The organism is Salmonella sp. 32010601201800023SM (assembly GCF_017572235.1).
Lineage (GTDB): Bacteria > Pseudomonadota > Gammaproteobacteria > Enterobacterales > Enterobacteriaceae > Salmonella > Salmonella enterica.
Window position 1 is genome coordinate 1 of sequence record NZ_JAGEQS010000016.1, and the last position, 4,409, is coordinate 4,409.

A 4,409-nucleotide genomic window follows, 5' to 3' on the forward strand; every position below is an offset into this window, starting at 1 on the left:
TTTGAAGGGGAAGAATAGTGTTAAATAAAAGCACGGTGGCTTTATATTTGATATTCTCATTATGCGTTTTCGCGCTTTGCCTTTATATTTCCTTCAATAACCCAGTTACATCTGATGGAGCATCTTTATTTTTAGAAGCAAAAGATATGGCGGATGGAAACATTCTGCTACGAGGATGGACTCTTTCTACTGTATCGTTTTATTTCACTGAGGCGATATGGTATATGATAGTAATCAGGGTTTTTGGTGACAGTATATACCTGATGTATGTGTTACCAGCCGTATTCTACACGATTACTATTATGCTGGCCTTTGCTCTGTCACATACAGATGGGAAAATGAAGTGGTCAATCGCAGCGCTAATTCCATGCGTAATCATTTCATCTCCTATGGCGTCAACCATGACACTAGAGACATGTGTACATGTAGGAACTATCATATTTGCTCTGGTGTGCTTAAATATGCTTAGGTATGATAAACATACAACAATTAAACTGACAAGCGTCACGACTCTCACTGCTGCATCTGTATTCAGTGACTCGATATTCAACTACTATATCACTATACCGATAGTTGTTACTTTTGTTGTTCATGTATTGATAAACAAAGATTTTAGCAAGTGGCGCTATGTATTTGCAGTTATTGTTGGCGTTGTCATAGCAAAGTTTCTTGCTTTAGTGGCAAATTATTTTGGTCTACTAAACACCCCCGGGACTCAACCTCCAGCATTTGTTAATTACGAGAATATACCATCTAACCTCAATCTTTTCATTGTTGGCATCATCCAGTATTTCGACGCCTTCATTTTCGGAAAACAGCTTTCTGCAAGCAATGCGATGATATTTAGTAGATTTGCAGTGATGATATTTTGGTTAGCTCTTTTAGTTGTAGCTATCAAAAACAGGTTTAAAGCGTCGTTTGTTGATACTGCATTATCCATTTCCTCAGTATTGCTACCAGCCGCATATGTAGCAAGTAACATGCCTGTAGACCTTGGCACTACAAGGTATCTGGTTTTCTCTTTTATTACTGGATCCGCTCTAATTGCACGTTATCTAAATTCACAAGCCGATCAAAGACTCTATGCTTTTGCTTCAACTATCATACTGATTTTTATTTTCATCCCAAGCGGAAGATACGAACTACCGAATTCGAGAGTACAAGATATTAGTAACTTTGTTCGTGATAATAACCTCGGTGATGGTTACGGCACATACTGGGTTGCGTCTGCCGTGACTCTGTTTAAAAACGGAGACGTAAGGCCAATCACGTTTACTGATGAAAACAAAGCGGTTAGGTTAAACTGGCTGTCCAATAAAGCATGGTACGGTTTTAAATCAAGATATATCGTCACAGAGTTCAAGCATGATATTGATAAGATATTAAACCAGTATGGACGGGAAGGGCATATAAAAGAGATTGATAACGCATATATAATTTACTATGATGATGCAAGGATTGTTATAGAGTAGTCAACAAGGAGCCTGTCCATAATTCTGTGTAACTGCCACTGTATTAAAGGTGATCGCTCAGGCGGTCACCGACCTCAATAATAAAACGACTCATTGCCAGCCGCCAGTGCTGGATCGGCATACTCCACTTTTTTGAGACATCTTTGATCGCCAGATAAATAACCTTCCACACTGAGTCGTCTCCCGGGAATACCTTGCATTTCTTATCTCGGCCCGGATCACACTGTTCAGTGATTCGATAGCGTTTGTGGTGTAGATCGCCTGGCGGATATCCGGCAGGTAGCTGAAGAATGTGTTCAGGTTTTCCCAGTGCGCACGCCTGCTTTTGCTGATCTGCGGGTATTTGTCGTCACACACGCCCGCGAACACATTCAGCATCATCAACGCCGCCTCTTCGGTAAACCGTCTTCAGACCACTGGTGACCGCCTTGTAGTCTTTCCAGGACACGTATTTCAGGCTGCTACGTACCATATGGATGATGCACTGCTGGATATGGGTCTGCGGATAGACGCTGTTTATCGCATCCGGAAAGTCTTTCAGGCCGTCCACACAGGCAATCAGGATGTCCTGAAAACCACGATTTTTCAGCTCCGCCAGCACATTCAGCCAGAATGTTGCGCCTTCATTTTCGGTCAGTCACCTACCCGGCAGCGCTTTCTGGCCTTCGGTGTTGATACCCAGCGCCAGGAAGACAGTTCTGTTTATGACGCTGTCATTTTGACGGATTTTTACGACAATGCAGCCCATGTAAACGATGGGATACAGCGCATCCAGTTACCGGTTTTGCCACTCCGTAGCCTGCTCTTTTAGGGCATCTGTGACTTTAGATATCAATGTGAGCGACACATCGGCGTCGTAAATTTCTTTGAAGGTGGCGGAGATTTCGCGCGTGATCATGCCTTTGACATACAGCGATAAAATCTGGCTGTCCATCTGTGTGAGCCGCGTCTGGTTCTTCTTAATCAACTGAGGTTTGAAGGTGTTTTCACGGTCACGCGGCGTGTTCAGTTCAATCTCGTCGTCACCGCAAAGCAGGATTTTTGACGAGTAGCCATTACGGATGTTTGAGCTTTATTGTGCGTGTTTTTCTCATGCCCGGGATGGTCGGTCTGTTCTGCATTGAGCGCAGTTTCGACAGTAAGCTTCGTCAGCATCCGGGAAAACTGGTTGAGATCGGCTTTGGTTTTAAGGCCTTTAGCCAGTTCAGCAGCCAGCACTTTGAATTTATTTTCATCCATAATTTGCCTGTCTCCGTTGTTGGAATGAACATATCAAAAACAGGCAGATACACAATTTAAATTACAGTCTCTGAGGCGGAATTATAGTTAATTACACCACTTAGGCGTGCTCCATATTACAGGTCCTAACCATATTTTCCCTTCCGCACCGTTATACAATATTTTTCCGTTTTTACTCTTTAATTCTGACTCTATTATTTTATCCGCCTTGCCATCTTTTGTGTAATATAAAACCTCACCATTAATGCAGTACCAACTTGGTCTGGACAACCATGTTCTAGGAATTACAAATTTATCATAAGCGTCTGTGAGTTCAGAAGAGTGTACTTCTGCATCAATCGAGTTTAATAGTTGCATTCTCCAAAAATCCTCTCCATAAATATATGTTATTCCAGTTGACTTTACAATTGAAATGATTTTTTTATTTATTTCTGAATTCATATTGGATTTATTGTAACTAAAAGGCTTTGCTTTTGTTGTATATAGTACTGGTGCTATAGCTGACATGCATATAGCCATTGCAATAGTTAATGAATATGTATATGCATTATTTTTTATATTACTTTTAAAAATTTTAAAAATGGTGGCAAATACAGAAATTTTTAGTATACAAGTTGCCCAGAAAATATGACGCCCTTCTGGGTTGAGGCATGATATAAGTAGCAGTCCTAAAACAAAACCTGTAGCTCCCAATGCACATAACAGATCTAGTCGACAAATACTGGTTTTAGTTTTTCTGCCATCAATCAAAATATGAAGAAATATTTTTAAGCCATATACAATAGTTGCAATAAATAAAAGTATATACAATAAGCCCATAAAGTAGAAAGGTGTCAATATTCCTATTGCATTACTTCCAACAGCCAAGCTAGAGGATGAAGAGTACACCAGGATTGACTTTAAAATTATAAAAAGATTGTCAATTGCTTTATCTGGAGATATTAACAACGATGCTTGAGAATAGTCGACCTTGAGTGGGAAATGTCTGCCTAAAAGATAATCATTTGCCATCTTGCCGATAACAAAAGATACAGCTATAGATAACATTGACACAACTGAAGTTTTTGATCTGAATATAATCAGTATGAATAAAATAAAAGGTGCTATAATAATCAAAGTTCTAATTGGTTGCTCTGCAGTCATTAGAATAACAGCAAGGGCAGAAATACACAAAAAACTCTTTTTGCTTTCTTGAATATATATGATAACCGGTAGGCATATCATAATAGAAAGTACTACATTCGAAAGATGCGATTCCTGACCAAGTAAAAAATCAATATCATCCATACCAAGCGGAATGAATAAGCAAGTTGATAGTAAAAGTGAAAAATATTTATTTCCACAATATTTAGAGATAATTAGATTGCAAATATAAAACCAAACGCAGATCGCTATTGCACCGCCTATTGCATAAGCCTTATATCCTGAAAAACCAATGTAGTTGGCTAAGGCTATGAATGGGCTTATTTTTAGCATAATAAGTTGGTTGCCGTAGAAAAAATCATGTGGAAGTAAAACCCCTTCATCTCTTATGGCTGAAGCTAAAACTTGATATGCTGCTGAATCTGCGTGAAAAAAATTCGGATAAATATAAATGTGATGCACTAAGCCAATGACAAGGCCAATAATGATTACAGATACATGCCAAAAATAATTTTTTTTAAATTCCATCATTTTATTTGACCAACTTTCTTAATG

2 protein-coding genes and 1 pseudogene are annotated in these 4,409 nt (G+C 39.1%); 1 reads left to right on the plus strand and 2 read right to left on the minus strand.

The genetic code is table 11. From position 1 onward, the window contains the following. Nucleotides 1–17 precede the first annotated feature (17 nt). Nucleotides 18–1,472 carry a hypothetical protein gene (locus J4617_RS22760; protein WP_001537448.1) on the plus strand — a complete coding sequence of 485 codons (1,455 nt, stop codon included), beginning with the start codon at nt 18–20 and terminating at the stop codon, nt 1,470–1,472. Between the two features lie 43 nt (nt 1,473–1,515). On the opposite strand, the pseudogene J4617_RS22765 reads toward J4617_RS22760, so the two are convergent. Both J4617_RS22765 and J4617_RS22770 read right to left on the minus strand, forming a co-directional pair. Beyond that, nucleotides 1,516–2,711, minus strand: a pseudogene (locus tag J4617_RS22765) (IS256 family transposase). A gap of 87 nt (nt 2,712–2,798) precedes the next feature. Further along, nucleotides 2,799–4,385: a hypothetical protein gene (locus J4617_RS22770; RefSeq protein WP_000969800.1), complete on the minus strand. Its 1,587-nt coding sequence runs from the start codon at nt 4,383–4,385 to the stop codon at nt 2,799–2,801. Nucleotides 4,386–4,409: the final 24 nt, after the last annotated feature.

Bases quoted from the DNA above. Each gene is read 5' to 3' on its own strand.
- J4617_RS22770 (WP_000969800.1), bottom strand. From the start codon at position 4,385: ATGATGGAATTTAAAAAAAATTATTTTTGGCATGTATCTGTAATCATT.